Annotated in this window: 17 protein-coding genes; 9 read left to right on the top strand and 8 right to left on the bottom strand. The window is 60.8% G+C overall.

The window, feature by feature from the left end; genetic code table 11:
- Nucleotides 1-3 precede the first annotated feature (3 nt).
- On the bottom strand, nt 4-2,943 hold the full coding sequence (gene glnE / locus CQ002_RS12580) for a bifunctional [glutamate--ammonia ligase]-adenylyl-L-tyrosine phosphorylase/[glutamate--ammonia-ligase] adenylyltransferase (protein WP_034105811.1): 2,940 nt from the start codon (nt 2,941-2,943) through the stop codon (nt 4-6).
- 383 nt (nt 2,944-3,326) lie between these two features.
- On the opposite strand from glnE, the gene aceE reads away from it, so the two are divergent.
- The 4 genes from aceE (at nt 3,327) to msrA (ending at nt 11,359) form a co-directional block, all read left to right on the top strand.
- Complete coding sequence (gene aceE, locus CQ002_RS12585) at nt 3,327-5,972, top strand: pyruvate dehydrogenase (acetyl-transferring), homodimeric type (protein ID WP_034105812.1); 2,646 nt, start codon at nt 3,327-3,329, stop codon at nt 5,970-5,972.
- An 11-nt stretch (nt 5,973-5,983) separates the two neighbouring features.
- Nucleotides 5,984-7,630, top strand: coding sequence for a dihydrolipoyllysine-residue acetyltransferase (aceF, locus tag CQ002_RS12590; protein ID WP_034105815.1), 1,647 nt, complete (start codon nt 5,984-5,986; stop codon nt 7,628-7,630).
- Between the two features lie 315 nt (nt 7,631-7,945).
- Nucleotides 7,946-10,639: a bifunctional diguanylate cyclase/phosphodiesterase gene (locus tag CQ002_RS12595; protein ID WP_034105817.1), complete on the top strand. Its 2,694-nt coding sequence runs from the start codon at nt 7,946-7,948 to the stop codon at nt 10,637-10,639.
- A 72-nt stretch (nt 10,640-10,711) separates the two neighbouring features.
- Complete coding sequence (msrA, locus tag CQ002_RS12600) at nt 10,712-11,359, top strand: peptide-methionine (S)-S-oxide reductase MsrA (RefSeq protein ID WP_034105819.1); 648 nt, start codon at nt 10,712-10,714, stop codon at nt 11,357-11,359.
- Nucleotides 11,360-11,454: 95 nt separating this feature from the next.
- Here the strand turns inward: msrA and CQ002_RS12605 are convergent, their stop codons facing one another.
- The gene (locus CQ002_RS12605) at nt 11,455-12,291 is read right to left on the bottom strand and encodes a 23S rRNA (adenine(2030)-N(6))-methyltransferase RlmJ (protein WP_034105821.1); all 837 of its coding nucleotides are present in this window, start codon (nt 12,289-12,291) and stop codon (nt 11,455-11,457) included.
- A gap of 252 nt (nt 12,292-12,543) precedes the next feature.
- Between CQ002_RS12605 and CQ002_RS12610 the strand changes: the two genes are divergently transcribed.
- A complete protein-coding gene (locus CQ002_RS12610; protein ID WP_105161549.1) occupies nt 12,544-13,821 on the top strand; it encodes an O-acetylhomoserine aminocarboxypropyltransferase/cysteine synthase family protein in 1,278 nt (425 codons plus the stop codon).
- Here CQ002_RS12610 and CQ002_RS12615 read toward each other — a convergent pair.
- The 4 genes from CQ002_RS12615 to CQ002_RS28155 all read right to left on the bottom strand — a co-directional run bounded on the left by CQ002_RS12615 (nt 13,807) and on the right by CQ002_RS28155 (nt 18,575).
- On the bottom strand, nt 13,807-14,496 hold the full coding sequence (locus CQ002_RS12615; RefSeq protein WP_105161548.1) for a DUF4123 domain-containing protein: 690 nt from the start codon (nt 14,494-14,496) through the stop codon (nt 13,807-13,809). The genes CQ002_RS12610 and CQ002_RS12615 overlap by 15 nt on opposite strands.
- Before the next feature lie 35 nt (nt 14,497-14,531).
- Complete coding sequence (locus CQ002_RS12620; RefSeq protein WP_105161547.1) at nt 14,532-16,508, bottom strand: type VI secretion system tip protein VgrG; 1,977 nt, start codon at nt 16,506-16,508, stop codon at nt 14,532-14,534.
- Between the two features lie 203 nt (nt 16,509-16,711).
- Complete coding sequence (putP, locus tag CQ002_RS12625) at nt 16,712-18,196, bottom strand: sodium/proline symporter PutP (RefSeq protein WP_034105830.1); 1,485 nt, start codon at nt 18,194-18,196, stop codon at nt 16,712-16,714.
- Between the two features lie 121 nt (nt 18,197-18,317).
- Nucleotides 18,318-18,575 carry a hypothetical protein gene (locus CQ002_RS28155; RefSeq protein ID WP_146117465.1) on the bottom strand — a complete coding sequence of 86 codons (258 nt, stop codon included), beginning with the start codon at nt 18,573-18,575 and terminating at the stop codon, nt 18,318-18,320.
- Between the two features lie 81 nt (nt 18,576-18,656).
- On the opposite strand from CQ002_RS28155, the gene putA reads away from it, so the two are divergent.
- The 4 genes from putA (at nt 18,657) to CQ002_RS12645 (ending at nt 25,564) form a co-directional block, all read left to right on the top strand.
- A complete protein-coding gene (gene putA / locus CQ002_RS12630; RefSeq protein WP_105161546.1) occupies nt 18,657-22,610 on the top strand; it encodes a trifunctional transcriptional regulator/proline dehydrogenase/L-glutamate gamma-semialdehyde dehydrogenase in 3,954 nt (1,317 codons plus the stop codon).
- Between the two features lie 214 nt (nt 22,611-22,824).
- Nucleotides 22,825-23,040, top strand: a complete 216-nt coding sequence (locus CQ002_RS12635) for a hypothetical protein (RefSeq protein ID WP_034105835.1) — start codon at nt 22,825-22,827, stop codon at nt 23,038-23,040.
- A 174-nt stretch (nt 23,041-23,214) separates the two neighbouring features.
- The gene (locus CQ002_RS12640; protein ID WP_105161545.1) at nt 23,215-25,017 is read left to right on the top strand and encodes an acyl-CoA dehydrogenase; all 1,803 of its coding nucleotides are present in this window, start codon (nt 23,215-23,217) and stop codon (nt 25,015-25,017) included.
- A 169-nt stretch (nt 25,018-25,186) separates the two neighbouring features.
- Nucleotides 25,187-25,564, top strand: coding sequence for a hypothetical protein (locus tag CQ002_RS12645; protein ID WP_034105840.1), 378 nt, complete (start codon nt 25,187-25,189; stop codon nt 25,562-25,564).
- 57 nt (nt 25,565-25,621) lie between these two features.
- Here CQ002_RS12645 and CQ002_RS12650 read toward each other — a convergent pair whose 3' ends face one another.
- Both CQ002_RS12650 and CQ002_RS12655 read right to left on the bottom strand, forming a co-directional pair.
- Nucleotides 25,622-25,918: a cell division protein ZapA gene (locus tag CQ002_RS12650; RefSeq protein ID WP_034105842.1), complete on the bottom strand. Its 297-nt coding sequence runs from the start codon at nt 25,916-25,918 to the stop codon at nt 25,622-25,624.
- Nucleotides 25,915-26,145: a hypothetical protein gene (locus CQ002_RS12655; protein ID WP_003209413.1), complete on the bottom strand. Its 231-nt coding sequence runs from the start codon at nt 26,143-26,145 to the stop codon at nt 25,915-25,917. The genes CQ002_RS12650 and CQ002_RS12655 overlap by 4 nt, the downstream gene beginning before the upstream one ends.
- Nucleotides 26,146-26,466: the final 321 nt, after the last annotated feature.

Below are 26,466 nucleotides of genomic sequence, written 5' to 3' on the forward strand. Positions count from 1 at the left end.
GTTTCAGCTCAACCCCAGCTCCTGCCAGATTCGCATCACCTGGCGCCGTTCGTCGGCGAACTGATCCCCGGCTACCGTACCGGCCTCGTTCTGCAAGGCCTGGCGGTGTGCAGCGGAACGGTAGGCCTTATACACCTCGCGCAGCAGATGGGCGTCGGCGGCGGGCATCAAGCCTACCTGCTCCAGGCCTTCCAGAATGCGGATATTGTCGGTATAGCGCAGCAACGAAGGATGTTGCGCAGACCACGCCAAAGCCGCGTATTGCACCATAAATTCAATATCGACGATACCTCCGGCATCCTGCTTGAGGTCGAACAGCGCCGTGGCTTCGAAGGCATTGGCGCCGGTGCCGGCCGCCGTGCCCTTGGTGCCCAGGTTGTCACGCATCTTGGCGCGCATCTCACTGACCTCCTGGCGCAGCTTCACCAGGTCCCGTTCGCGCCCCAATACTTTAGCCCGTACCTGCTCGAATGCCTCGCCCACATCCCGGCTGCCCACCAGCACCCGGGCGCGGATCAGGGCCTGATGTTCCCAGGTCCAGGCTTCATTTTGTTGATAACGATCAAACGCCCCCAGGGAACTGACCAGCAGCCCGGAGGCACCGGAAGGTCGCAGGCGCATGTCCACTTCATACAGCTGTCCCGAGTTGGTCTGGGTGGTCAGCAAATGAATGATGCGCTGGCCCAGGCGCGTGAAGAACTGCGCGCCGTCGATGGGCTTGGCGCCGTCGGTTTCCGCCTGGGGATCTCCATCATGGATAAACACCAGGTCCAGGTCCGAACCATGCCCCAGTTCGATCCCGCCGACTTTCCCATAACCGACAATGATGAACCCGGGATCGCACAGGGTGCCGTCCAACCGCTGCGGCGAGCCGTGGCGCGCGACGGTCTGGCGCCAGGCCAGGGCCAGCACTTGCTCGAGAATCGCCTCGGCGAGCCAGGTGAGGTAGTCGCTGACCTTCATCAACGGCAGGCTGCCCGCGATTTCCGAGGCGGCGACGCGTAGGCGGTGGGCCAACTTGAAGTGACGCAAGGCTTCCATTTGTTGCTCGAGGTCGTCTTCCGGGATGCGCGTCAGGCGCTCGCGCAACTCGGCCGCCAACTCCGGCGCCAACGGCGGTTTGAACAGGCGGCCTTCGTTGAGCAATTCGTCGAGCAGCAGCGGGAAACGCGTGATCTGCTCGGCGATCCACGGGCTGGCGGCGCACAGGGTCAACAGGCGACGCAAGGCGTCGGGGTTTTCCGTGAGCAGTACCAGGTAGGCGGAACGCCGGGCGACGGCCTCCACCAATGGCAGCACGCGTTCCAGCACCAGGTCCGGGTTGGCGTGCTCGACCGCTTGGGCGAGCAGGCGCGGGATAAACGCATCCAGCCGTTCGCGGCCCAGGCGCTGCATGGCGCGCAGTTGCGGGCTGTTGCGCAGTCCGGCCAGCGCCTTGAGAGCCTTGGTCGCGTCGCTGAAGCCGCCCTCGGCCAATTGGCGACAGGCGGCGTCTTCGTCCTGGGACTCTTCCCACAGCGGCAACCACTCACCGCCCACTACCAATTCGCTTTCTTCGCCCTCTTCTTCATCAGGATCGGCAATCACCTGGCGGAAATGCCAGTCCACACGACCGCGCCAGTACATCAGGCGCTCATGGAAAGCCGCCCAGTCGGCAAACCCCAGCATAAAGGCAATGCGCGCCTGGTCTTCCGGGCTATCGGGCAGCATTTGTGTTTGGCGGTCGGCTATCGCCTGGATAGCGTGCTCGGTGTAACGCAGGAATTCGTAGCCATTGCGCAATTCGGCAATCACAGCGGGCGGCAGGTAGCCCTGGCCCTCCAGGGTACCGAGTACCTTGAGCAGCGGCCGCTGCTGCAGGCTCAGGTCGCGCCCGCCATGGATCAGCTGGAATGCCTGGGCGATGAACTCCACTTCGCGGATACCACCCGAGCCCAGCTTGATGTTGTCGGCCATGCCTTTGCGCCGCACTTCTTGCTGGATCAATTGCTTCATGGTGCGCAGCGCTTCGATGGCGGAGAAGTCCAGATAACGGCGGTAGACGAATGGCCGGAGCATGTCGAGCAGTTGCGCGCCCGCTACCTGGTCGCCGGCAACGACCCGTGCCTTGATCATCGCGTAGCGTTCCCAGTCGCGGCCCTGGTCCTGGTAGTACTGCTCCAGCGCGTTGAAGCTGAGCACCAGCGCGCCCGCCGAGCCGTAGGGACGCAGGCGCATGTCGACGCGAAACACGAAGCCATCGACGGTCATCGGGTCGAGGGCCTTGATCAGTTTTTGACCAAGGCGAATAAAAAATTCCTGATTGTCCAGGGAGCGTTTGACGCCCACGGTTTCGCCGCCTTCGGGGTAGGCGAAGATCAGGTCGATATCGGACGAGAGGTTCAGCTCCACCGCACCGAGCTTGCCCATGCCGAGGATGACCATGTGCTGCGGCTCGCCACTGCGCCGCCCGGTAGGCGTGCCGAACTGCACGCAGTGGCGCTGGTACAGCCACTGGTAGGCCTGGTCGATGCTGGCGTCCGCCATATCGGAGAGGTCACGACAGGTTTGCACCAGGTCCGCCTGGCGGGTCAGGTCGCGCCAGATGATGCGCACTTGCTGGCGTGTGCGCTGGCGACGCAGTACACGACCCAGCTCGTCTTCTGTTTCGGCTTGTTGCACGGCACCAGCTATTTGCCCACACAGCTCGCCGGGCGCGAAGCCGCGGTCCAGCTCGCCCCAGGCCACCAGCTCCAGCAACATCAAAGGGTCACGAACACTCTGTTCAATGACGAAATCACTGGCTCCACACACGCGGACGAAGTCGGCCCACCGTTGCGGCGTCCACGCAGAAAGTCCATGATCGTCGTCCAGCGCGGCCACTGCGTCACGAAATGACTGCTCGGCCCGCTGGGCTTTTGGCAAGAGAATGGCGGGTAATTCAGCCAGTGTTGGAAGGCTCATGGTCTATCCTTGATCGGCGTGTAAATGGCGTGTTGCTGTGAACGCAAGAACCACGCTCGGTGAAGGACTGTCGAACAAAGGTTAGAAATAGCTGAAATTAATTTCATTTTGGCAGCCAACATCAAACTTTCACCTTTTCTTGTTCGCAAAAGATCAACAATAACGATTATGCTCACCAGCCAGACCGAGCCATACGCTCAGTCTTGTGTAGTTTTACTACTCGTATATACATTCGAAAGGCTGAAATGGCCGACGATTTGTAGTAAAACTACAGGACGCCGAAGCAACCTTCGGCCATCCAAGAATTTATGTCGTCTGCCCACAAGGCCAGTCGCAAACTTCAGGCAACCGATTCTGGTAGCCTTTCCGCCCTGGAGCAAGCCATGCAAGACCTCGATCCCGTCGAAACCCAGGAATGGCTGGACGCCCTGGAATCGGTTCTCGACAAAGAAGGCGAAGACCGTGCTCACTACCTGATGACCCGTATGGGCGAACTTGCGACCCGCAGCGGCTCGCAACTGCCTTACGCCATCACTACGCCATACCGCAACACCATTCCCGTTACCCACGAAGCACGCATGCCTGGCGACCTGTTCATGGAACGCCGCATTCGCTCGCTGGTACGTTGGAACGCCATGGCGATGGTAATGCGCACGAACTTGAAAGATTCGGACCTGGGCGGTCACATCTCCAGCTTCGCTTCCAGCGCAACCCTGTATGACATCGGCTTCAACTACTTCTTCCAGGCCCCGACCGACGAACACGGCGGCGACCTGATCTACTTCCAGGGCCACACCTCGCCAGGCGTCTACGCCCGTGCGTTCATGGAAGGCCGCATCACCGAAGAACACATGAACAACTTCCGCCAGGAAGTGGACGGTAACGGCCTGTCGTCGTACCCGCACCCTTGGCTGATGCCCGATTTCTGGCAGTTCCCGACTGTATCCATGGGCCTGGGCCCGATCCAGGCGATCTACCAGGCACGTTTCATGAAGTACCTGGAAGCCCGTGGCTTCATCCCTGAAGGCAAGCAGAAAGTCTGGTGCTTCCTGGGCGACGGCGAGTGTGACGAGCCGGAATCCCTGGGCGCCATCTCCCTGGCTGGCCGCGAGAAGCTGGACAACCTGATTTTCGTCATCAACTGCAACCTGCAGCGCCTCGACGGCCCGGTTCGCGGCAACGGCAAGATCATCCAGGAACTCGAAGGCGTGTTCCGCGGTGCCCAGTGGAACGTAACCAAAGTCATCTGGGGCCGTTTCTGGGACCCACTGCTGGCCAAGGACGTCGACGGCATCCTGCAACGTCGCATGGACGAAGTCATCGACGGCGAGTACCAGAACTACAAGGCCAAAGACGGCGCGTTCGTTCGTGAACACTTCTTCAACACGCCTGAACTCAAGGCGATGGTTGCCGACCTGTCCGACGACGAGATCTGGAAACTCAACCGTGGCGGCCACGACCCGTACAAGGTCTACGCGGCGTACCACGAAGCGGTCAATCACAAAGAGCAACCGACTGTCATCCTGGCCAAGACCATCAAGGGTTATGGCACCGGTGCCGGCGAAGCGAAGAACACTGCGCACAACACCAAGAAAGTCGACGTCGACAGCCTGAAGTTGTTCCGCGACCGCTTCGACATCCCGGTCAAGGACGAAGAGCTGGAGAACCTGCCGTTCTTCAAGCCAGAGCCGAACAGCGCCGAAGCCCGTTACCTGGCCGAGCGCCGCGCCGCACTGGGTGGTTTCGTGCCACAGCGTCGCGCCAACAGCTTCAGCGTGCCGACCCCGCCACTGGATACCCTCAAGGCGATCCTGGATGGCTCGGGCGACCGTGAAATCTCCACCACCATGGCCTTTGTGCGGATCCTCGCGCAACTGGTCAAGGACAAGGACATCGGCCCGCGCATCGTCCCGATCATCCCGGACGAAGCCCGTACCTTCGGCATGGAAGGCATGTTCCGTCAGTTGGGCATCTACTCCTCTGTCGGCCAGCTCTACGAGCCAGTCGATAAAGACCAGGTGATGTTCTACAAGGAAGACAAGAAGGGCCAGATCCTCGAAGAAGGCATCAACGAAGCGGGCGCCATGAGCTCCTTCATCGCTGCCGGTACTTCGTACTCCAGCCACAACCAGCCGATGCTGCCGTTCTACATCTTCTACTCGATGTTCGGCTTCCAGCGTATCGGCGACCTGGCTTGGGCAGCAGGCGACAGCCGTACCCGTGGCTTCCTGATCGGCGGCACCGCCGGCCGTACCACGCTGAACGGCGAAGGCCTGCAACACGAAGACGGTCACAGCCACATCCTGGCTGCCACCATCCCGAACTGCCGCACCTTTGATCCAACCTACGGCTACGAGCTGGCGGTGATCATCCAGGACGGCATGAAGAAGATGACCGAAGAGCAGCAGGACGTTTTCTACTACATCACCGTGATGAACGAGTCCTACCAGCAGCCAGCCATGCCGGCCGGTGTCGAGGAAGGCATCATCAAGGGCATGTACCTGCTCGAAGAAGACACCAAGGAAGCGGCACACCACGTACAGCTGATGGGCTCCGGCACCATCCTGCGCGAAGTGCGTGAAGCGGCGAAGATCCTGCGTGACGAATTCAATGTCGGTGCTGACGTATGGAGCGTTACCAGCTTCAACGAACTGCGTCGCGACGGCCTGGCCGTAGAGCGTCACAACCGCCTGCACCCTGGCCAGAAGCCACAGCGCACCTTCGTCGAAGAGTGCCTGACCGGCCGTAAAGGCCCGGTGATCGCGTCGACCGACTACATGAAACTGTTTGCTGAACAAATTCGCCAGTGGGTCCCGTCCAAGGAATTCAAAGTCCTGGGCACCGACGGTTTCGGCCGCAGTGACAGCCGCAAGAAGCTGCGTCACTTCTTCGAAGTCGACCGTCATTTCGTGGTGTTGGCAGCCCTGGAAGCCTTGGCTGACCGTGGTGAGATCGAACCTAAGGTAGTGGCAGACGCTATCGTCAAGTTCGGGATCAACCCGGAAAAACGCAACCCACTGGACTGCTGAGGAGACTTTTTGTGAGCGAACTCATTCGCGTACCTGACATCGGCAGCGGTGAAGGTGAAGTAATCGAGCTGTTTGTGAAGGTCGGCGACACCGTCGAAGCCGACCAGAGCATCCTGACCCTGGAATCGGACAAGGCGAGCATGGAAATTCCTGCTCCCAAGGCTGGCGTGGTCAAGAGCCTGAAAGTGAAGCTGGGCGACCGCCTGAAAGAAGGCGACGAACTGCTGGAGCTGGAAATCGAAGGTGCCGCTGATGCGGCCCCTGCGGCAGCCCCTGCTGCCGCTGCTGCACCCGCGCCTGCCGCTGAAAAACCTGCTGCTGCCGAGGCGGCTCCCGCCCCGGCCGCTGCACCTGCCGCCGCCACTGTCCAGGACATTCACGTCCCGGACATCGGTTCGTCGGGCAAGGCCAAGATCATCGAGCTGCTGGTCAAGGTCGGCGATACCGTCGAAGCCGACCAGTCGCTGATCACCCTGGAGTCCGACAAGGCCTCCATGGAAATCCCTTCGCCGGCTGCCGGCGTGGTGGAAAGCATCGCGGTCAAGCTGGAAGACGAAGTCGGCACTGGCGACTTCATCCTCAAGCTGAAAGTACAAGGCGCTGCGCCTGCTGCTGCTCCAGCACCCGCTGCTGCACCGGCTGCAAAGGCTGAGGCGGCTCCGGCCGCTGCCGCCCCGGCACCGGCTGCCAAAGCCGAGGCTGCTGCGGCCCCTGCTGCTGCCGCTCCAGCGCCAAGCGGTGCCAAGGTTCACGCCGGCCCTGCCGTGCGTCAGCTGGCCCGTGAGTTCGGCGTCGAGCTGAGCGCTGTGTCGGCCACTGGCCCTCACGGTCGCGTGCTGAAGGAAGACGTGCAGGTTTACGTCAAAGCCATGATGCAGAAAGCCAAGGAAGCGCCTGCTGCCGGCGGCGCTACCGGTGGTTCGGGTATTCCGCCGATCCGCACCGTGGACTTCAGCCGCTTCGGTGAAATCGAAGAAGTGCCGATGACCCGCCTGATGCAAATCGGCGCGGCAGGTCTGCACGCCAGCTGGCTGAACATCCCGCACGTGACTCAGTTCGACCAGGCCGACATCACCGACCTGGAAGCTTTCCGCGTTGCGCAGAAAGCCGTGGCCGAGAAGGCTGGCGTGAAACTGACCGTGCTGCCATTGCTGCTCAAGGCCTGCGCGCACCTGCTCAAGGAACTGCCGGACTTCAACAGCTCCCTGGCACCAAGCGGCAAGGCGATCATTCGCAAGAAGTACGTGCACATCGGCTTTGCGGTCGACACCCCGGACGGCCTGCTGGTACCGGTCATCAAGAACGTCGACCAGAAGAGCCTGCTGCAGCTCGCCGCTGAGGCTGCTGCACTGGCTGCCAAGGCCCGCGACAAGAAGCTCACCCCGGACGATATGCAGGGCGCATGCTTCACGATCTCCAGCCTCGGTCACATTGGCGGCACTGGCTTCACGCCAATCGTCAACGCGCCGGAAGTGGCGATCCTGGGTGTGTCCAAGGCCACTATCCAGCCTGTGTGGGACGGTAAAGCGTTCCAGCCGAAGCTGATGCTGCCACTGTCGTTGTCCTACGATCACCGCGTGATCAACGGCGCCGCAGCTGCACGCTTCACGCAGCGCCTGAGCCAACTGCTGAACGATATCCGCACTATCCTGCTGTAAGCCGCAGGGGCCTCCTCTTCACCGGGGAGGCCTGGCTGCAACGATTTTCGAGCGCCACGCTCGTACCTCAACCCCGCCACTTGGCGGGGCTTTTTTTGCCTGGTTTCGCGCAGGAAGCTGGACACGCAAAACAGGTTTGTACACCTTCCATCACCTCGACTGTAGAAATCCCTCTCGCGGCCGATAACCCCCTTATAGCACTTAGCCTTCATCCTCTCTTGTCAGCCCGCGCCGCATGATGCAACCTTGCCGCAGGCAACAGAAAAGAGGGCGTGAGCCCGGCGCCGTGCGCGTTATTTCAAGTGAGTCTCCCCCATGAAAAGCCAACCCGATGTCGCCCGAATGGCGGCCGAGGTAGTGACGCAGTTACCGGTGCCTTCGCGCCTCGGTATGCTGCGTTTCGAGCGGCTTAATGAGGCAAGCTGGGCGCTCCTTTACCTCGACCCCAACTGCGAGCGCCAATTCGGCCTGCCGGCGGTGGAGTTGTGTGCCCTGATCGGCACTCCCTACGCCAGCTTGATGGAGCCCCAGGCGCGCTATGAGCTGCACGACACCATCCAGCAGCAACTGACCCAGAGCCCTCACTACCTGGTGCGCTACACCCTGCACACCAGCGACGGCCCGCTGAGCCTGCTGGAAATGGGCGAAGCCTACAAACAACACAATCGCCACCTGTTGCGCGGCTACCTGATGGTGGTCGATGGCCTATTCAGTGAAATCCCTACCACAGCCCCTACGGCGGACCTGGAGAACCAGAACAGCCGCCTGCAGATCGCCCTGGAGCTCAACCAGCGCGCCCAGCAGGAACAGCTGCAGCACCTGGAGCGGGTGCGTGCCCAACAGGAGCTGATCCTGCTGCTGGCCCGCCATCGCTACACCACCAATAACTCGCTGCAAGAAGCCGCCGAGCTGATCACCCGCAGCGCGTGCGATATCTACCAGATCGACTGCGCCAGCATCTGGAACCTGGAAGGCCAGCGCCTGGTGCCGATTTCGGCCTACCACCGCGACAACCAGCAGCACCACTTGCCCGAACCCATCGATGCAAGCTGCTTCCCGGATTACCTCGAAGCCCTGCACACCAGCCGGGCCATCGACGCCACCAACGCGATGCGGGACCCACGCACCCGTGAAATGGCCGACAACCTGCGCGCCAAGGACATCCACGCCATGTTGGACGCCAGCATTCGCGTCGACGGCCAGGTGGTAGGTGTGTTGTGCCTGGAGCAAAGCGGCAGCACGCGCGCCTGGCAGGCCGATGAGATTGCTTTTGCCGGCGAGCTGGCCGACCAGTTCGCGCAAGTGATCAACAACCACAATCGCCGCACCGCCACCAGCGCCCTGCACCTGTTCCAGCGAGCCGTGGAACAAAGCGCCAACGCCTTTCTGCTGGTCAACTGCGACGGTGTGGTGGAGTACGTTAACCCAAGCTTTACCGCGATCACCCAATACAGCGCCGAAGAGGTTCACGGCCACCGCCTGGCCCAATTGCCGGCGCTGGAGAACCTCAGCGAATTGCTCTTCGATGCGCCGTCGAGCCTGGCCAAGAGCAACAGCTGGCAGGGCGAATTCAAGAGCCGGCGCAAGAACCTGGAACCCTACTGGGGCCAGCTGTCGATTTCCAAGGTGTACGGCGACAACCGTGAGCTGACGCACTACATCGGCATCTACGAAGACATCACCCAGACCAAGCTGGCCCAGCAGCGCATCGAGCGCCTGGCCTACACCGACAACCTGACCAACCTGGGCAACCGCCCGGCGTTCATCCGCAACCTCGACGAACGCTTTGCCCGTGACAGCGACAGCCCGATCAGCCTGTTGCTGGTGGACATCGACAACTTCAAGCGCATCAACGACAGCCTCGGCCACCAGACCGGCGACAAACTGCTGATCAGCCTGGCGCGCCGTTTGCGTAACAGCCTGAGTGCCAGCGGCAGCCTGGCGCGTTTTGCCAGTAACGAGTTTGCGGTGTTGCTCGATGACACCGACCTGGAGAGCGGCCAGCAGGTGGCCAGCCAACTGCTGGCGACCCTCGACAAGCCGATGTTCGTCGACAACCAATTGATCAGCGTCACCGGTTCCGTGGGCCTGGCCTGCGCGCCATTGCATGGTCGCGACCCACAGACCCTGATGCGCAACGCCGGCCTGGCACTGCACAAGGCCAAGGCCAACGGTAAACACCAGGTACAAGTGTTCACTGAGGCGCTGAATGCCGAGGCCAGCTACAAGCTGTTCGTCGAGAACAACCTGCGCCGCGCCCTCACCCAGAACGAGCTGGACGTGTTCTACCAGCCCAAGCTGTGCCTGCGCAGCGGTCGCCTGCTGGGCATGGAAGCCCTGCTGCGCTGGAATCATCCGGAAAAGGGCATGATCCGCCCCGACCAATTCATCAGCGTGGCTGAAGAGACCGGCCTGATCATCCCCATCGGCAAATGGATCGCGCGCCAGGCTTGCCGCATGAGCCGGCAGTTGACCGCCGCAGGCATGGGCAACCTCCAGGTGGCAATCAACCTGTCGCCCAAGCAGTTCTCCGACCCGGACCTCGTCGCTTCGATTGCCACGATCCTCAAGGAAGAACAACTGCCCGCCAACCTGCTGGAGCTGGAGCTGACCGAAGGCTTGCTGCTGGAGGCCACTGAAGACACGCGGCTGCAACTGGATCAGTTGAAAAGCTTTGGCCTGACCCTGGCCATGGACGACTTCGGCACCGGTTACTCGTCGCTGAGTTACTTGAAAAAATTCCCCATCGACATCATCAAGATCGACCGCAGCTTTATCCACGAAATCCCGGATAACCAGGACGACATGGAAATCACCTCCGCAGTGATCGCCATGGCCCACAACCTCAAGCTCAAGGTGGTCGCCGAAGGCATCGAGACCGCCGAGCAACTGGCATTCCTGCGCCGGCACCGTTGTGATGTGGGCCAGGGTTACCTGTTCGACCGGCCGATCCCCGGTGCAGAGCTGCTGGCGATGCTTAAACGCTACCCGCGCGGGCCAATCGCCTGACAGCGTCGTAACACTCGGGCACACTGGCTGTCTGAATTCTTACCCAACTCAATCTGACTGAGAGGACTGATCATGGTCTTGCGCTCGGAAATTCTGGTGAACAAAAACGTGCTGCCTACTCAAGAACAAGCTCTGCCTGGCCGTGAAACGCCGATGGCGCTGCCAGAGACTCACTTCGTCAACGGCAACCCGCTGCTCGGCCCGTTCCTTGATGACGTCGGCTTTGCGATCTTCGGCCTCGGCTGCTTTTGGGGCGCCGAGCGCCGCTTCTGGCAGCGCGATGGCGTGGTGAGTACCGTGGTCGGCTACGCCGGCGGCTACACGCCTAACCCCACCTATGAAGAAGTCTGCTCGGGCCTCACCGGCCACAGTGAAGTGGTGCTGGTGGTGTATGACCAGGCCAAAGTGAAATACGAAGATCTGCTGAAGATGTTCTGGGAACTGCACAACCCGACCCAAGGCATGCGCCAGGGCAACGATATCGGCAGCCAGTACCGCTCAGTGATCTACGCGACCACGCCCGAGCAACTGGCGGCGGCGAAGGCCAGTGCAGAGGCCTATCAAGGTGAATTGACGAAGGCCGGCCTGGGTGTGATTACCACCGAAATCGAAGAGGCACCGACGGTGTACTTCGCCGAGGCGTACCACCAGCAATACCTCGCGAAGAATCCGCAGGGTTATTGCGGAATTGGCGGCACAGGCGTGACCTGCCCGATCTGACGCTAAAAGCATCGCGGGCAAGCCCGCTCCCACATTTGATCGCGTCTCCATGTGGGAGCGGGCTTGCCCGCGATAGCGCCTTGATAGACCACCCGTTACTCAGCGATCAGCCAATCCATCTGCCACCCACCCTGGGTCTGCCCAAGCTTTTTGGACAGCCATGGCAGCAACTCGCGCAGTTCCTCTTCCAGGCCCCACGGCGGGTTGGCGATCGCCAGGCCCGAGCCGGTCAGGGTATTGGGGGTGTCCAGTGGATGCACCAGCAATTCCACGCGCAGTAACTTCGGCGCACCGGTGCCGGCCAGGTCCTGGTAGAAACGACGCAGCATGCGCTGGTCTTTTACCGGGTACCAGATGGCCGCGACGGTCTGGCGCATGCGACCTACGGCTTCCTTCAGGGACGCGGCACAGCGTTGCATTTCGTCGAGCTTCTCGAACGGCGGATCGATCAGCATCAACGCGCGCTTTTCCGGCACCGGCAGCAGGGCACGCGGTACATGCCAGCCTTCGCCCAGGTGCACTTTGACGCGGCGATCACCCTTCATGTTGTCCTTGAGCAGCACGCCGTCTTCCGGATGTTTTTCATTGAGCAAAACACGGTCTTGAGGGCGCGTCAGGCGTCGTGCCAGCTCCGGTGAACCGGGGTAGTAGCGCAACTCGCCATCCGGGTTCATCTCGTGCAGCACGCGCATGTAGTCGGCGGTCAGCGGTGGCAGGTCGCGTTCGCCCCAAAGGCGGGCGATGCCTTCCAGGTACTCACCCGTGCGGTTGGCCTGGTCGCCCTGCAGGTCGTACAGACCGATCCCGGCATGGGTGTCGAGGTAGGCGAACGGCTGTTCCTTGCGCGACATCAAGGCGATGAGGCGAGTCAAGGTCAGGTGTTTGAAGACATCGGCATGGTTGCCGGCGTGAAAGGCGTGACGATAATTCATGGTTGCTCCTGCGCAGGGGGCGAAGTTTACCTTTTACCGAGGCTTTGGTGCAGGGCGGCGTGCCGGGCGGTGCTTATGTCGCAAACGCAGGAGCCTCACCGAAAACGGTCTAGCGGGTTAGGTGGGATCGGGCTTGCCCGCCATGCAGGCGACGGGGTATTACCCATGTTCCGCGGTGATGCTATCGCCGGCACGCCCGCGCCTACACGGTCAAATGGGCGCTCAACACATCCAGGGAGGTCAAAAACCACCATGAAAGACGCCACCATTGCACTGCACCACGGCTTCAAATCGGACCCGACCACCAAGGCCGTGGCCGTGCCGATCTACCAGAACGTCGCCTTCGAATTCGACAACGCCCAGCACGGCGCCGACCTGTTCAACCTGGACGTGCCCGGCAACATCTACACACGCATCATGAACCCCACCAACGACGTGCTGGAGCAGCGCATCGCCGCGCTCGAAGGCGGTATTGCCGCCCTCGCGGTGTCGGCGGGCAGCGCGGCGATCCACTATGCGATCCAGACCCTCACCCGTGCCGGCGACAATATCGTCACCACCCCACAGCTCTATGGCGGCACCTACACGTTGTTCGCGCATTTATTGCCCAGCTTTGGCGTCGACGTGCGCTTCGCCCGCGATGACTCTGCCGAGGCCATTGCCGAACTGATCGATGACAACACCAAGCTGGTTTACTGCGAAAGCATCGGCAACCCCGCGGGCAATATCATCGACATCGAAGCGCTCGCCAACGTCGCGCATGCCCGTGGCGTGCCGCTGGTGGTGGACAACACCGTGGCCACGCCGATCCTGTGCAAGCCGATCCAGTTCGGCGCCGATATCGTCGTGCACTCGGTGACCAAATACATCGGCGGCCACGGCAACGCCCTGGGCGGCGTGATCGTCGACAGCGGCACCTTCCCCTGGACCGATTACCCGGAGAAATTCCCCGGCCTCAACCTGCCCGAGCCGGCCTATCACGGCGTGGTCTACACCGAAAAGTTCGGCCCGGCCGCCTTTATCGCCCGCGCCCGTACCGTGCCGCTACGTAACACGGGCGCCGCGCTGGCTCCGATGAACGCGTTCCTGCTGCTGCAAGGCCTGGAAACCCTCGCGTTGCGCATGGAGCGTCACACTGAAAACGCCCTGAAAGTCGCGCAGTTCCTGCAAGGGCACACCGATGTGGAATGGGTCAGCTACGCCGGCCTGCCAGACCATCCACACCACGAACTGGCGCAGAAATATGTGCAAGGCAAACCGTCGGCAATCCTTTCGTTCGGCCTCAAAGGCGGTTATGAAGCCGGTGTGCGCTTCTACGACGCCCTGCAGATCTTCAAGCGCCTGGTGAACATCGGCGATGCCAAGTCCCTGGCCTGCCACCCCGCCTCCACCACGCACCGGCAGATGAACGAGCAGGAACAGGCCAAGGCCGGTGTGAAGCCGGAAATGATTCGCCTGTCGGTGGGCATCGAGGCGATCGAAGACCTGATCGAAGACCTGCAGCAGGCACTGGGATCAACCCAGCTCTGAGGCCAGGGCCTCGGCCAGCGCCTGATAGCTGATATTCGGGCCGCGCATGAAGTAGGCGACCTTGTGCTGCAAGGTCGTCGCTGCGAAGGCGGTGTGAAGGTCGGGGCGTTGTTCTTCGAGCCATTGCAGCAGGTTGTGGATGAGGGTCTGCGGCGACTGCTCGGCCAGGTGCTCCACTAACGCCGCAGGCACTCGCCACCATGGACTCGCCTTGGCGGCAGTGACCGGCCCCGTTACAACTGTCAGCGAATGGCCATTAACCAGGTAGTGCTTGAAAACCGGCAATATTTCAGCACCCCACTGCTGGATGACCGGCAGAAACTGCGCCCCGTCCCAAAAGCGCAAAAACACCGCCTGGCCATCGGGCAGATGCACCTTGGTCAGGCTTTGCAGGTGTGCAACCACCTCCTCCAATGGGCTGGACGATAGAGCCAGCCACCCCCAATCGGTAGCGTCAGTGGAAGCGGCCCATTCGAGGAAAGGACTGCCCGGCTCAACGACCCCCACGTAGGGCATCACCTCCTCCCATGTCGCATAGGCCGTACCGGCCCAAACGGGACGCGGCGGGGCTCCACCGACGAGCGTACGCCAAGCCTCCAAGGGCCTGGCCTCACTGGCAGCCCCCATGACCGCAAAGATTTTTTCACCAGCAAGCAAGGTGGGTAACATCGGCATCAAGTCCTTTTAAGGTCAAAGCCCCAAGATGGAACTCAGGTGAGGTTGCATTGGCCGTTCCTGCAACGTTCGCACTCTTCGCAAAACGGCGCGTTGCGCTTCAGGCTGGCCACTTGCACTCGGCTGAGGGGGGCTGGAATAACAGCCAGCAACGCTTCCTTGAGCCCAGGCATCAATGGCGCCGCCGCGGGTACGGGCGAACCACCTAACTGAATCGGTACGCTGCTGAAAATGCCGCCGGCAGACAGCGTGATCGACTGCCCACCGGCCTGAAGCGTGACCGTCGCCCCCGCATCGATAACAACGCTTTGCCCTGCACCTATGTGGATCGACTGCCCGGCACGCATCTGCTGCGAGCCACTCACCACCAGGTGATCGTCCTGCTTGAGGTCGGTGAAGCGGTTGCCGTGGGTGATGCGCTGCTCTTGGCCTTGCAGTTCGTGGTGCGACTCGCCGCCCACTGTCACCCTGTGATCGTGCAACACATGTTGGGTCCAGTCCCGCTGGGCACGCAGGTAGATTTCCTCGGCCCCCTTGCGATCCTCGATGCGCAGCTCGTTATAGCCACCGCCGCCTGGGCTACTCTGGCTGCGCAAGATACTGCGGGTCTTGTCCGCCGGCAGATCGAGGGGCACCTGGGTCGCCGCGTTGGGCAAGCAACCCATCACCAGCGGCATATCCATGTCGCCATTGACGAAGCCCACCAGCACTTCCATGCCGACTCGCGGGATCAGCACCGAACCATAGCGATCATGCGCCCAACCGCTGGCAACCCTCAGCCAGCAGCTGGCATGATCGTCATGCTCACCGACGCGATCCCAGGCCATTTGCACCTTGACCCGGCCATACTCGTCGCAATGGATCTCGCTGTTGGCGGGGCCGGTGACCACGGCATGTTGATAACCCGAGATCACCGGGCGCGCCTGCTCATCCAGGGGTGGGCGAAAGATCACATCCCACGGCGCGGCGACAAACTCATTGCGATAACCCTGGTGAAAATCCGCGCCTGCCACCTCGGTCACCGCCTCTTCCAGCACCTGCGGTTGCTTGCCCTCGTGGGTCACTTGCGTGACCAGCCACAGGTCATTCCATTCACCGCGTGGGTGACCGCTCAGCTTGAGGAACCGGCCACTGGCCAATGCCGGTTCATCACCTTTGCCACGCGCGATGCAGTAGTCGCTGCGATGCCGCTCCAGGCCCCGCTGCGCGAGGTATTTACCATGGGCGCGATCGCTGAAATGGCCGGGATAACCCTGCACTTCAAGCTTCGGCAATTGCTCGCCAACCACTGCACTTTCCAGCGCCAGGCCTGGTTTGCGAAAGTCATAATCGCGCAGGTTCACTGCGGTTGTGCGGGTCTGCACGTGCACCGCAAAGCGCTTGATAGCCGCGGTATCCGCCACCATTCCGGAACCGGGGGCATACGGCGTAGGCCGGTCGGCCTGGGCAAAGACCGTCTGGTCATCACCAAACACCAGCAAATGCCCCTCGGTCGAATGCTGGAAGTGATAGTGAATGCCCAACTGCGCGCAAAGTCGCTGGATGAACGCCAGATTTGTCTCGCCAAACTGCACGCAATACTCGCGTTCGGGGTAGGCGCCGCTGAGTTGGAATTCGAAGCGATCACTCTGGATGCCCTGCCCCTCCAGTACTTGCGCAACAATCTGCGGCACGGTCTTGTGCTGGAAAACCCGCTGGTGGCTGCTGTGCGCCAGGTAGGCAAGCTGAGGCACAAGCGTCATCTGGTAACGCGTCAGGCGCCGGCCAGAATCGCCCTGTGCCACCCGGTAGACCAGGCCATGAACACCCTGGCCGTGATCATCGAAGCCGAGATACGCCGGGTGATGCAGCAAGCCCTCCAGGTCAAGGTCGGCTTGCTCGCTGACCAGCTCGAGCTCAAAACGATAGGGCTGGCTGATGGATTCAACCCCACGGAACTCGAAGACCTTGAGTTCACTGGGTTCTCCATCGAGGGACAGGGTGAAGAGACTTTGATTGGCAGGAGCGAACATCCGGTGTTTCTCTGCGAGGGGTGGAGCGCCGATTTTGCATCACTGCTCCAGGCTGCCGAGCACGCGCCAGACAAATCAGTAAAACCCTACACAGGCGCGTCGGAATCCTCCTCGGAGCGGCGTAAAACGCACGCAAAAAAAAGCCCGCTATCCGTAGGACGCGGGCCTTCTTTCAACTCATCAGGCGCTTAACGCCCAACGAATTACTTGTTGAGATTGTAGTCTTTTTCCGCTGCATCAAAACGCTCGACCATACCTGCCGTCGGTGCGCCCATCTTGCTCACGAAGTAGATCGCCAGGCTGGCGAAAATGAAGCCTGGGATGATTTCGTACAGGCCCAGCAATTCAAAGTGTTTCCACACGATCACTGTGATCGCGCCAACCAGGATACCGGCCAGTGCGCCGTTGCGGGTCATGCCTTTCCAGATCACCGAGATCAGCACCACAGGGCCGAACGCGGCGCCGAAACCCGCCCAGGCGTAGCTCACCAGGCCCAGCACGCGGTTTTCCGGGTTGGCGGCCATGGCGATAGCGATCAGCGCCACCACCAGCACCATCAGGCGACCGACCCACACCAGCTCAATCTGGGAGGCGTTTTTACGCAGGAAGGTTTTATAGAAGTCTTCGGTCAGGGCGCTGGAGCACACCAGCAACTGGCAGCTCAGGGTGCTCATCACCGCGGCCAGAATGGCCGAGAGCAGCACGCCGGCAATCCATGGGTTGAACAGCAACTTGGCCAGTTCGATGAACACGCGCTCGTGGTTCTCGTTGACCGGACCCGCGACTTCCGGGTGCGCCGAGAAGTAGGCGATACCGAAGAAGCCCACCGCCACGGTGCCGCCCAGGCACAGGATCATCCAGGTCATGGAGATGCGACGCGCGTTGGCGATCGACTTCACCGAATCCGCCGCCATGAAGCGCGCGAGGATGTGCGGCTGGCCAAAGTAACCCAGGCCCCAGCCCATCAGCGAAATGATGCCAATGAAGGTGGTGTTCTTCAGCATGTTGAAGTTGTCAGGGTTCTTGGCTTCGATCGCCAGGAAGGTAGTGTCGACACCACCGGTGGCCAACAACACGATGATCGGCGTGAGGATCAGCGCAAAGATCATCAGCGTGGCTTGTACCGTGTCAGTCCAGCTCACTGCCAGGAAACCACCGACGAAGGTGTAGGCGATTGTCGCTGCTGCGCCGGCCCACAGGGCAGTCTCGTAGGACATGCCAAAGGTACTTTCGAACAGGCGGGCACCGGCCACGATGCCGGATGCGCAATAGATGGTGAAGAACACCAGGATTACGACTGCGGAGATGATCCGCAGCAGGCCGCTCTTATCTTCGAAACGGCTGGAGAAGTAATCCGGCAGGGTCAGGGCATCACCGTTGTGCTCGGTCTGTACCCGCAGGCGACCGGCGACGAACAGCCAGTTGAGGTAGGCACCGACGATCAGGCCAATGGCGATCCAGCTTTCCGACAAGCCAGACATGTAGATTGCGCCCGGCAGGCCCATCAACAACCAGCCGCTCATATCGGAAGCGCCGGCCGACAAGGCAGTCACCACGCTACCGAGGCTGCGACCGCCCAGGATGTAATCGGAAAGGTTGTTGGTGGAGCGATAGGCCATGAAGCCGATCAGCACCATTGCTGCGATGTAGATCACGAACGTGATCAGGGTTGGATTACTTACGCTCATAAGAGTGACGCCCTGGCTTTGTTTTTATGTAGCGGCGGTCTGTCAGCCAGCCACCTATTGGAAGTAGGTAGACGTAGCTGCGTGCCGCGCATTTATGACTGACGTTTCCCCAGGAAAGCCGTCAGCCGATGAACCGAGCCGATAAGCCGGTTGCACCTTGGGCGCGAATGCTATTCAACAAAGCAAATAAGGTGCAACCAGTTTCTTGGGAATAAGTTGCACCTACGTGTGTTTTGCGCAAAACACCGTGTTTTTGCTCCTTTTCGGAGCAAGAACGGCTGATCTCAGAAGAAAATGCACCAAGGCGAAGCGGATTCCGTCGATGGTCAGTTTTTTTCCCGATCACGATCGAAAAAATCATGAAGAAAATGGGTTGCACCCGGTTGCACCTCTGCTAGCGCAAAGCTAATCTTGCCGCCAGCTAATGCCACTCGGTAGTGGCACCCATGAGGATAACAAAATGGCTACGACCACCCTTGGGGTCAAACTTGACGACCCGACCCGCGAGCGCCTCAAGGCTGCCGCGACCTCCATTGATCGCACGCCGCACTGGCTGATCAAGCAGGCGATTTTCAATTACCTGGAGAAACTGGAGGGTGGTGCAACCCTGACCGAGCTCAATGGTTTGAGCAGCAAGGACACTGACGACGCTGGCGAAGTCCAGGCCGATCATGCTCACCAGTGCTTCCTGGAGTTCGCCGAGAGCATCCTGCCGCAATCCGTGCTGCGCGCCTCGATCACTGCCGCTTACCGTCGCCCGGAGCCGGAAGTGGTGCCCATGCTGATCGAGCAGGCCCGCCTGCCGGCGCCGATGGCCGAAGCCACTAACAAGCTGGCGGCCTCGATTGCCGAAAAACTGCGCAATCAGAAAAGCGCTGGCGGCCGTGCCGGGATTGTTCAGGGCCTGCTGCAAGAATTTTCGCTGTCTTCCCAGGAAGGCGTGGCCCTGATGTGCCTGGCCGAAGCGCTGCTGCGTATCCCGGACAAAGGCACCCGCGACGCGCTGATTCGCGACAAGATCAGCACCGGCAACTGGCAGCCGCACCTGGGCAACAGCCCGTCGCTGTTCGTCAACGCCGCGACCTGGGGCCTGCTGCTGACCGGTAAACTGGTCGCCACCCACAATGAAGCCGGCCTGACCTCGTCCCTGAGCCGCATCATCGGCAAGAGCGGCGAGCCGATGATCCGCAAGGGCGTCGACATGGCCATGCGCCTGATGGGCGAGCAGTTCGTCACCGGCGAAACCATCGCCGAAGCCCTGGCCAACGCGAGCAAGTTCGAAGCAAAAGGCTTCCGCTATTCCTACGACATGCTCGGTGAAGCCGCACTCACTGAGCACGATGCGCAGAAGTACCTGGCCTCGTACGAACAAGCCATTCACTCGATCGGCAAAGCCTCCCACGGCCGTGGGATTTATGAAGGCCCGGGCATTTCCATCAAGCTGTCGGCGCTGCACCCGCGCTACAGCCGCGCGCAGTACGAGCGCGTGATGGACGAGCTGTACCCACGCCTGCTGTCCCTGACCCTGCTGGCCAAGCAATACGACATCGGCCTGAACATCGACGCCGAAGAAGCCGATCGCCTGGAGCTGTCCCTGGACCTGCTTGAGCGCCTGTGCTTCGAGCCGCAACTGACCGGTTGGAACGGCATCGGTTTCGTGATCCAGGCCTACCAGAAGCGTTGCCCGTATGTGATCGACTACGTGATCGACCTGGCGCGTCGCAGCCGCCATCGCCTGATGATCCGCCTGGTAAAAGGCGCGTACTGGGACAGCGAAATCAAGCGCGCCCAGGTCGAAGGCCTGGAAGGCTACCCGGTGTACACACGCAAGGTTTACACCGACGTTTCCTATATTGCCTGTGCACGCAAACTGCTGTCGGTGCCGGAAGTCATTTACCCGCAGTTCGCCACGCACAATGCCCACACCTTGTCGGCCATCTACCATATTGCTGGTCAGAACTATTACCCCGGCCAGTACGAGTTCCAATGCCTTCACGGCATGGGCGAGCCGCTCTACGAGCAAGTTGTCGGCAAGGTTGCCGATGGCAAGCTGAACCGTCCGTGCCGCGTGTACGCACCGGTCGGCACCCACGAAACCCTGTTGGCTTACCTGGTTCGTCGCCTGCTGGAAAACGGTGCGAACACCTCGTTCGTCAACCGCATCGCCGACCAGTCCATCTCGATCCAGGAGCTGGTGGCCGATCCAGTGGCCAGCATCGAGCAAATGGCCACGCTGGAAGGCGGCTTCGGCCTGCCACACCCGCGCATTCCATTGCCGCGCGACCTGTATGGCAGCGACCGCGCCAACTCGGCCGGTATCGACCTGGCCAACGAACATCGCCTGGCCTCGCTGTCCTGCGCCCTGCTGGCCACTGCCCACAACAACTGGAAAGCGGCGCCGATGCTCGGTTGCGCCACCAGCGAGCAACCTGCAACGCCGGTGCTGAACCCGTCCGACCTGCGTGATGTGGTCGGCCACGTGCAGGAAGCCACCGTCGAGGACGTCGACAACGCCATCCAGTGCGCCATCAGCGCCGGTCCGATCTGGCAGGCCACTCCGCCCGCCGAGCGCGCCGCGATCCTGGAACGTGCTGCCGACCTGATGGAAGGCGAGATCCAACCGCTGATGGGCCTGCTGGCCCGCGAAGCCGGCAAGACCTTCGCCAACGCCATCGCCGAAGTGCGCGAAGCCGTGGACTTCCTACGCTATTACGCGGTGCAGGCACGCAACGACTTCACCAATGACGCCCACCGCCCACTGGGCCCGGTCGTCTGCATCAGCCCGTGGAACTTCCCGCTGGCGATTTTCAGCGGTCAAGTGGCTGCTGCACTGGCCGCCGGTAACCCGGTATTGGCCAAGCCGGCGGAACAAACCCCGCTGGTCGCCGCCCAAGCCGTGCGCATCCTGCTCGAAGCCGGCATTCCGGAAGGCGTGCTGCAACTGCTGCCGGGCCAGGGCGAAACAGTCGGTGCCCGCCTGGTAGGTGATGATCGCGTCAAAGGCGTGATGTTCACCGGCTCCACCGAAGTCGCGCGCTTGCTGCAACGCAACGTCGCCGGCCGCCTGGACGCCCAGGGCCGTCCGATCCCGCTGATCGCCGAAACCGGCGGCCAGAACGCAATGATCGTCGACTCCTCGGCACTCACCGAACAAGTGGTCATCGACGTGGTGTCCTCGGCCTTCGACAGCGCCGGCCAACGTTGCTCGGCCCTGCGCGTACTGTGCCTGCAGGAAGATTCGGCAGACCGCGTGATCGAAATGCTCAAGGGCGCCATGGCAGAATGCCGCCTGGGTAACCCGGAGCGCCTGTCCGTCGACATCGGCCCGGTGATCGACGCTGAAGCCAAGGCCGGTATCGAGAAACACATCCAGGCCATGCGCGACAAAGGCCGCACTGTGTATCAGGTGGCGATTGCCGACGGTGAGGAGATCAAGCGCGGCACCTTCGTGATGCCGACGTTGATCGAACTGGAAAGCTTCGACGAACTGCAGCGTGAAATCTTCGGCCCCGTTCTGCACGTGGTGCGCTACAAGCGCAAGGAGATCGACCAGCTCATCGGCCAGATCAACGCCTCCGGCTATGGCCTTACCCTGGGCGTGCACACCCGCATCGACGAGACCATCGCCAAGGTGATCGACAACGTCAATGCCGGTAACGTCTACGTGAACCGCAACATCGTCGGTGCCGTGGTCGGCGTGCAACCGTTCGGCGGCGAAGGCCTGTCGGGTACTGGCCCGAAAGCCGGTGGCCCGCTGTACCTGTACCGCCTGCTGTCGACCCGTCCTACTGATGCGATCGAGCAATCCTTCGTCCGCGGCGACAAGTTGGCGGCACCGGACGTACGCCTGCGTGACGCCATGAGCCAACCGCTGACCGCCCTGAAAACCTGGGCCGACAGCAATCAGTTCAGCGAATTGAGCGCCGTGTGCAGCCAATTCGCCGCTCAATCCCAGAGCGGTATCACTCGCCAACTGGCCGGCCCCACCGGCGAGCGCAACAGCTACGCCATCCTGCCTCGCGAGCACGTACTGTGCCTGGCGGACGTGGAAGGCGATCTGCTGACTCAGTTGGCGGCGGTATTGGCCGTCGGCGGTTCGGCGGTCTGGCCGGAAACTGACCTGACCAAGGCCTTGTTCCCACGCCTGCCGAAGGACATTCAGGCGAAGATCAAGCGGGTTGCCGACTGGACCAAGGACGAGGTGGTGTTCGACGCAGTCCTGCACCACGGTGATTCCGACCAACTGCGTGCGGTGTGCCAGCAAGTGGCCCAGCGTGGTGGCGCGATTGTCGGGGTACATGGTTTGTCCCAAGGCGAGACCACAATTGCCTTGGAGCGCCTGGTGATCGAGCGTGCGCTGAGCGTTAACACCGCTGCTGCCGGCGGTAACGCCAGTTTGATGACTATCGGCTAACTGCCTGTGGGAGAGGGCTTGTCCCCGATAGCGGTGTGTCAGCTAGAGATAAGTTGACCGAACCACTGCTATCGGGGGGCATGCCCGCTCCCACATCCGGTCCCCATCCTGTTATTTCTGACAGTAGGCATACACCTTGAGGTGACTTAGGCTTTTCATTCCTGAATGGACGTTCGCTGTTTTCGGGCTACATACCCCTTAATGGAGAAAAGACATGGTCAACAAGACGGAAAAACTCACTTCAATCGTTAACGATGTGGAGATTGTCGAGACTTTCAACACCCGGGAGTTCTTGCTCAATGCGCAGATCGGCGACAAATTAACGAGCCACCAGACCGGCAGCCCTGTCACTCGCGTGATCGTCAGCAAGCGTTGGAATCGCAGTACTAACGATCCAAATGAGTTTGCGATTGAGATTCTGACCGATTGAATCAAGCGGACCACGCGCTCCGACTGATCGGTGCTGGCAGAAAGTCGCTTCGGGGAGCTGGCACTTATCATCGACAGCTCCTTTTTCTAGCCCTCCATCACCCTCATCAATCATCCTGTTCACCGCACCCATCCCGCGCCTAGACTCGGCTCACTTCAAAAAAGGTAAGCCGCCATGTCCGAGATGCTGCTCAGTTCCCGCAATCTGGCTTTCGAGCTGTACGAAGTCCTCGATGCCGAGGGCCTGACCCAGCGTGAGCGGTTTGCCGAGCACAATCGCGAAACGTTCGATGCGGCCATCAGCACGGCCCGCCACATCGCGCAAAAGCATTTCGCGCCCCATAACCGCAAGAACGACGAAAACGAACCGCGCTACGAAAACGGCGCAGCCATTCTGATTCCGGAAGTGAAGCCGGCCGTGGATGCTTTCCTCGAAGCCGGCTTCCTCAACGCCGCCCGCAGCTTCGAGGCCGGAGGCATGCAGCTACCGACTTTGCTGTCCCAGGCTTGCTTCGCGCACTTCCAGTCGGCCAACGCGGCCTCGACGTCCTACCCGTTCCTGACCATGGGCGCCGCCAACCTGATCGAAAGCTTCGGCACCGAGGAGCAGAAACAGCGCTTCCTGCAACCGATGATCGAAGGCCGATTCTTCGGCACCATGGCCCTGACCGAGCCCCATGCCGGCTCATCGTTGTCGGATATTCGTACGCGCGCCGAGCCAGCTGCTGACGGCACTTATCGGCTCAAGGGCAATAAGATTTTCATTTCTGGCGGCGACCACTCGCTGTCGGAAAACATCGTGCATATGGTCCTCGCCAAGCTGCCGGATGCACCGGCCGGAGTGAAGGGCATTTCACTGTTTATCGTGCCCAAGTTCCTGGTCAACGATGACGGTAGCCTGGGCGAGCGCAACGACGTGCTGCTGGCCGGGCTTTTCCACAAGATGGGTTGGCGCGGCACCACGTCCACGGCGCTTAATTTCGGCGATAACGGCAATTGCATCGGCTACCTGGTGGGAAAACCTCACCAAGGGTTGAGCTGCATGTTTCAGATGATGAACGAGGCACGCATCGGTGTCGGAATGGGCGCGGTAATGCTCGGTTACGCTGGCTACCTCTATTCACTGGAATACGCGCGCGAACGTCCGCAAGGCCGTTTACCGGACAGCAAGGACCCCAGCACCGCACCGGTATCGATCATTCAGCATGCCGATATCAAGCGCATGCTACTGACCCAGAAGGCTTATGTTGAAGGGGCTTTCGACCTGGGTTTGTATGCCGCAAGACTGTTTGACGACACCAGCACGCTGGAGACCGAGGATGAGCGCAAGCACGCCCATGAGCTGCTGGACCTGCTCACGCCCATCGTCAAATCCTGGCCCTCAGAGTTCTGCCTCAAAGCCAACGAATTGGCGATCCAGATTCTCGGCGGCCACGGCTATACCCGTGAATACCCGGTGGAGCAGTACTACCGCGACAACCGCCTGAACCCGATCCACGAAGGCACCCACGGTATCCAATCCCTGGACTTGCTGGGACGCAAGCTCGCGCAGAACGGCGGCGCAGGCTTGAAACAGCTGATTCGGTTGATCGCCGAGACGGGCGCACGCGCCCAGCAATACCCGTCGCTGACGGCGCTGCGCGAACCGTTGGAACAGCTGGTGAACCGTTTGCAAAGCGTCACCCTCGGCCTGCTGACAGATCTCGCCCAGGGCAAGGTCAACAGCAGCCTGGCGAACTCGGCTCTGTACCTGAAGGTGTTCGGCCATACCGTGATTGGCTGGCGCTGGCTGGAGCAGGCGATTCGCGCCGAAGAGGGCTTGGCCAGGGGCAATGCGGCGGATGTGGCGTTCTATAAAGGCAAGCTCCAGGCCGCGCGCTACTTCCTGACCTGGGAAGTACCAGGCTGCCATCATGAACTGGCGCTTCTGGAGGCACGCGATGATACGTGCCTGGGCATGCAGGATGCGTGGTTCTAAGCACCTCCAGCGATAAAGTACCCAGTGACCGGGCGTCGGCACCTGTCAACTATGACAGGTGCCAAATCACTTTCTAACACTTAAGTTCAGTGAACCCGAGCGAGCAATTCCGTATTACGGGAAAGCGGCAGGTAGTCGCCTGCTCAAAAACGCACTAGGAGCACTGAAAATGAGCCAAGAAAGCCGGTCTAGCGGGAAATACATCGGAGAATACGTTGAAGATATCTACATAAAACGCGGTGACCTCTGGGAACAAGGCGGTGTGAAGCACGAGGTCACGAGCAAGAAATACATCATCACATCAGAAGACTATGACTACGACATTGAGGTGGTCATCGCGCTGCCTACCAACAGGCCAGCCGGCAAAAAAAACCATCTCGCGCTACCAATCCCACCTGAACTGACAGCCGACACCCACGAATACCTCCTGACAATCGCCCCGGGAGACGACTACGTCGACCGGCAGGGCAAGGCGTGGAAGGTCACAGGGAAATATTACCGCCCCATGTCCGGGGGGCAGCTGAAAGTCGGAATCTTCATTCAGTGACACTCACACTTATTCTGGCTGGCCTAGCAATACGGGAGTATTGCTTCCAGCCAGCTTTCAATCCCCCTGCCCAATCGCCTTGGAAATCACCTCGACCGTGGCGCTGACTTGCTCTTGGTAACGGTCGAGTTCCTGCTGGTGAGCCTGCTGCATTTCGATCTGCTCGGCGCACAGGTTCAGCGCCGCCAGCACCAGTAATTTGTCACCGATCAGGGTCGGGTACTTTTTCTTGGTGGTGGCAAGGGACGCCTTGAGCAGGGTTACCGCGTGCATCAGGGTTTTTTCTTCTCCGGCCGGTGCCTTGATCGAGTAATCCTCTCCGAGAATCGAAACGACCTTTATCCCTTCACTCATGCGCTGACAGGTCCTGCGCTTACACGCTCAACCAGTGCCTGGATACGGGCGGCAGTGGCGCCTTGCTTCTCTTCCTGTTCCATCAGGTTCAGTTGCAGGCTGTCGTTCTCATCCTTGGCACGCGCCAGTTCGGCCTTGAGGGACTCGTTGGTGCCCAGTAGATCCTGATTCTGCTGTACCAGGTCGCTGACCAGTTGTTCCAGTTGGCTGAGGGATGCTTCTAACATTTTGATTTCTCTGACTTTTTCAAAGGGCGGTGACGATAAAGAAAATTCACCTCGGATGCCAGGGTTATCCCCGGCGCGCAGCCCGTTTTTTAAGGGCCGGGCCGCACTTTCGAGCCTTAGTGACTGCATTTACCCGATCTGGTTCCTGAATCGGCCAAGCCCCTCGTCAGATGCGACAAAAACGCACAGGCCCCTTTAGACTTTAGTCGTACGACCGATAGAGAGGGACAGACCGTCTCATGGCCGCACGGATCGCGCTCTCCCCCAGGATTCCCGCATGTCGCTTCGTAATATGAATATCGCTCCGAGGGCCTTCCTCGG

Origin of the sequence: Pseudomonas sp. MYb13 (assembly GCF_002980075.1) — a bacterium.
GTDB classification, from domain to species: domain Bacteria; phylum Pseudomonadota; class Gammaproteobacteria; order Pseudomonadales; family Pseudomonadaceae; genus Aquipseudomonas; species Aquipseudomonas lurida.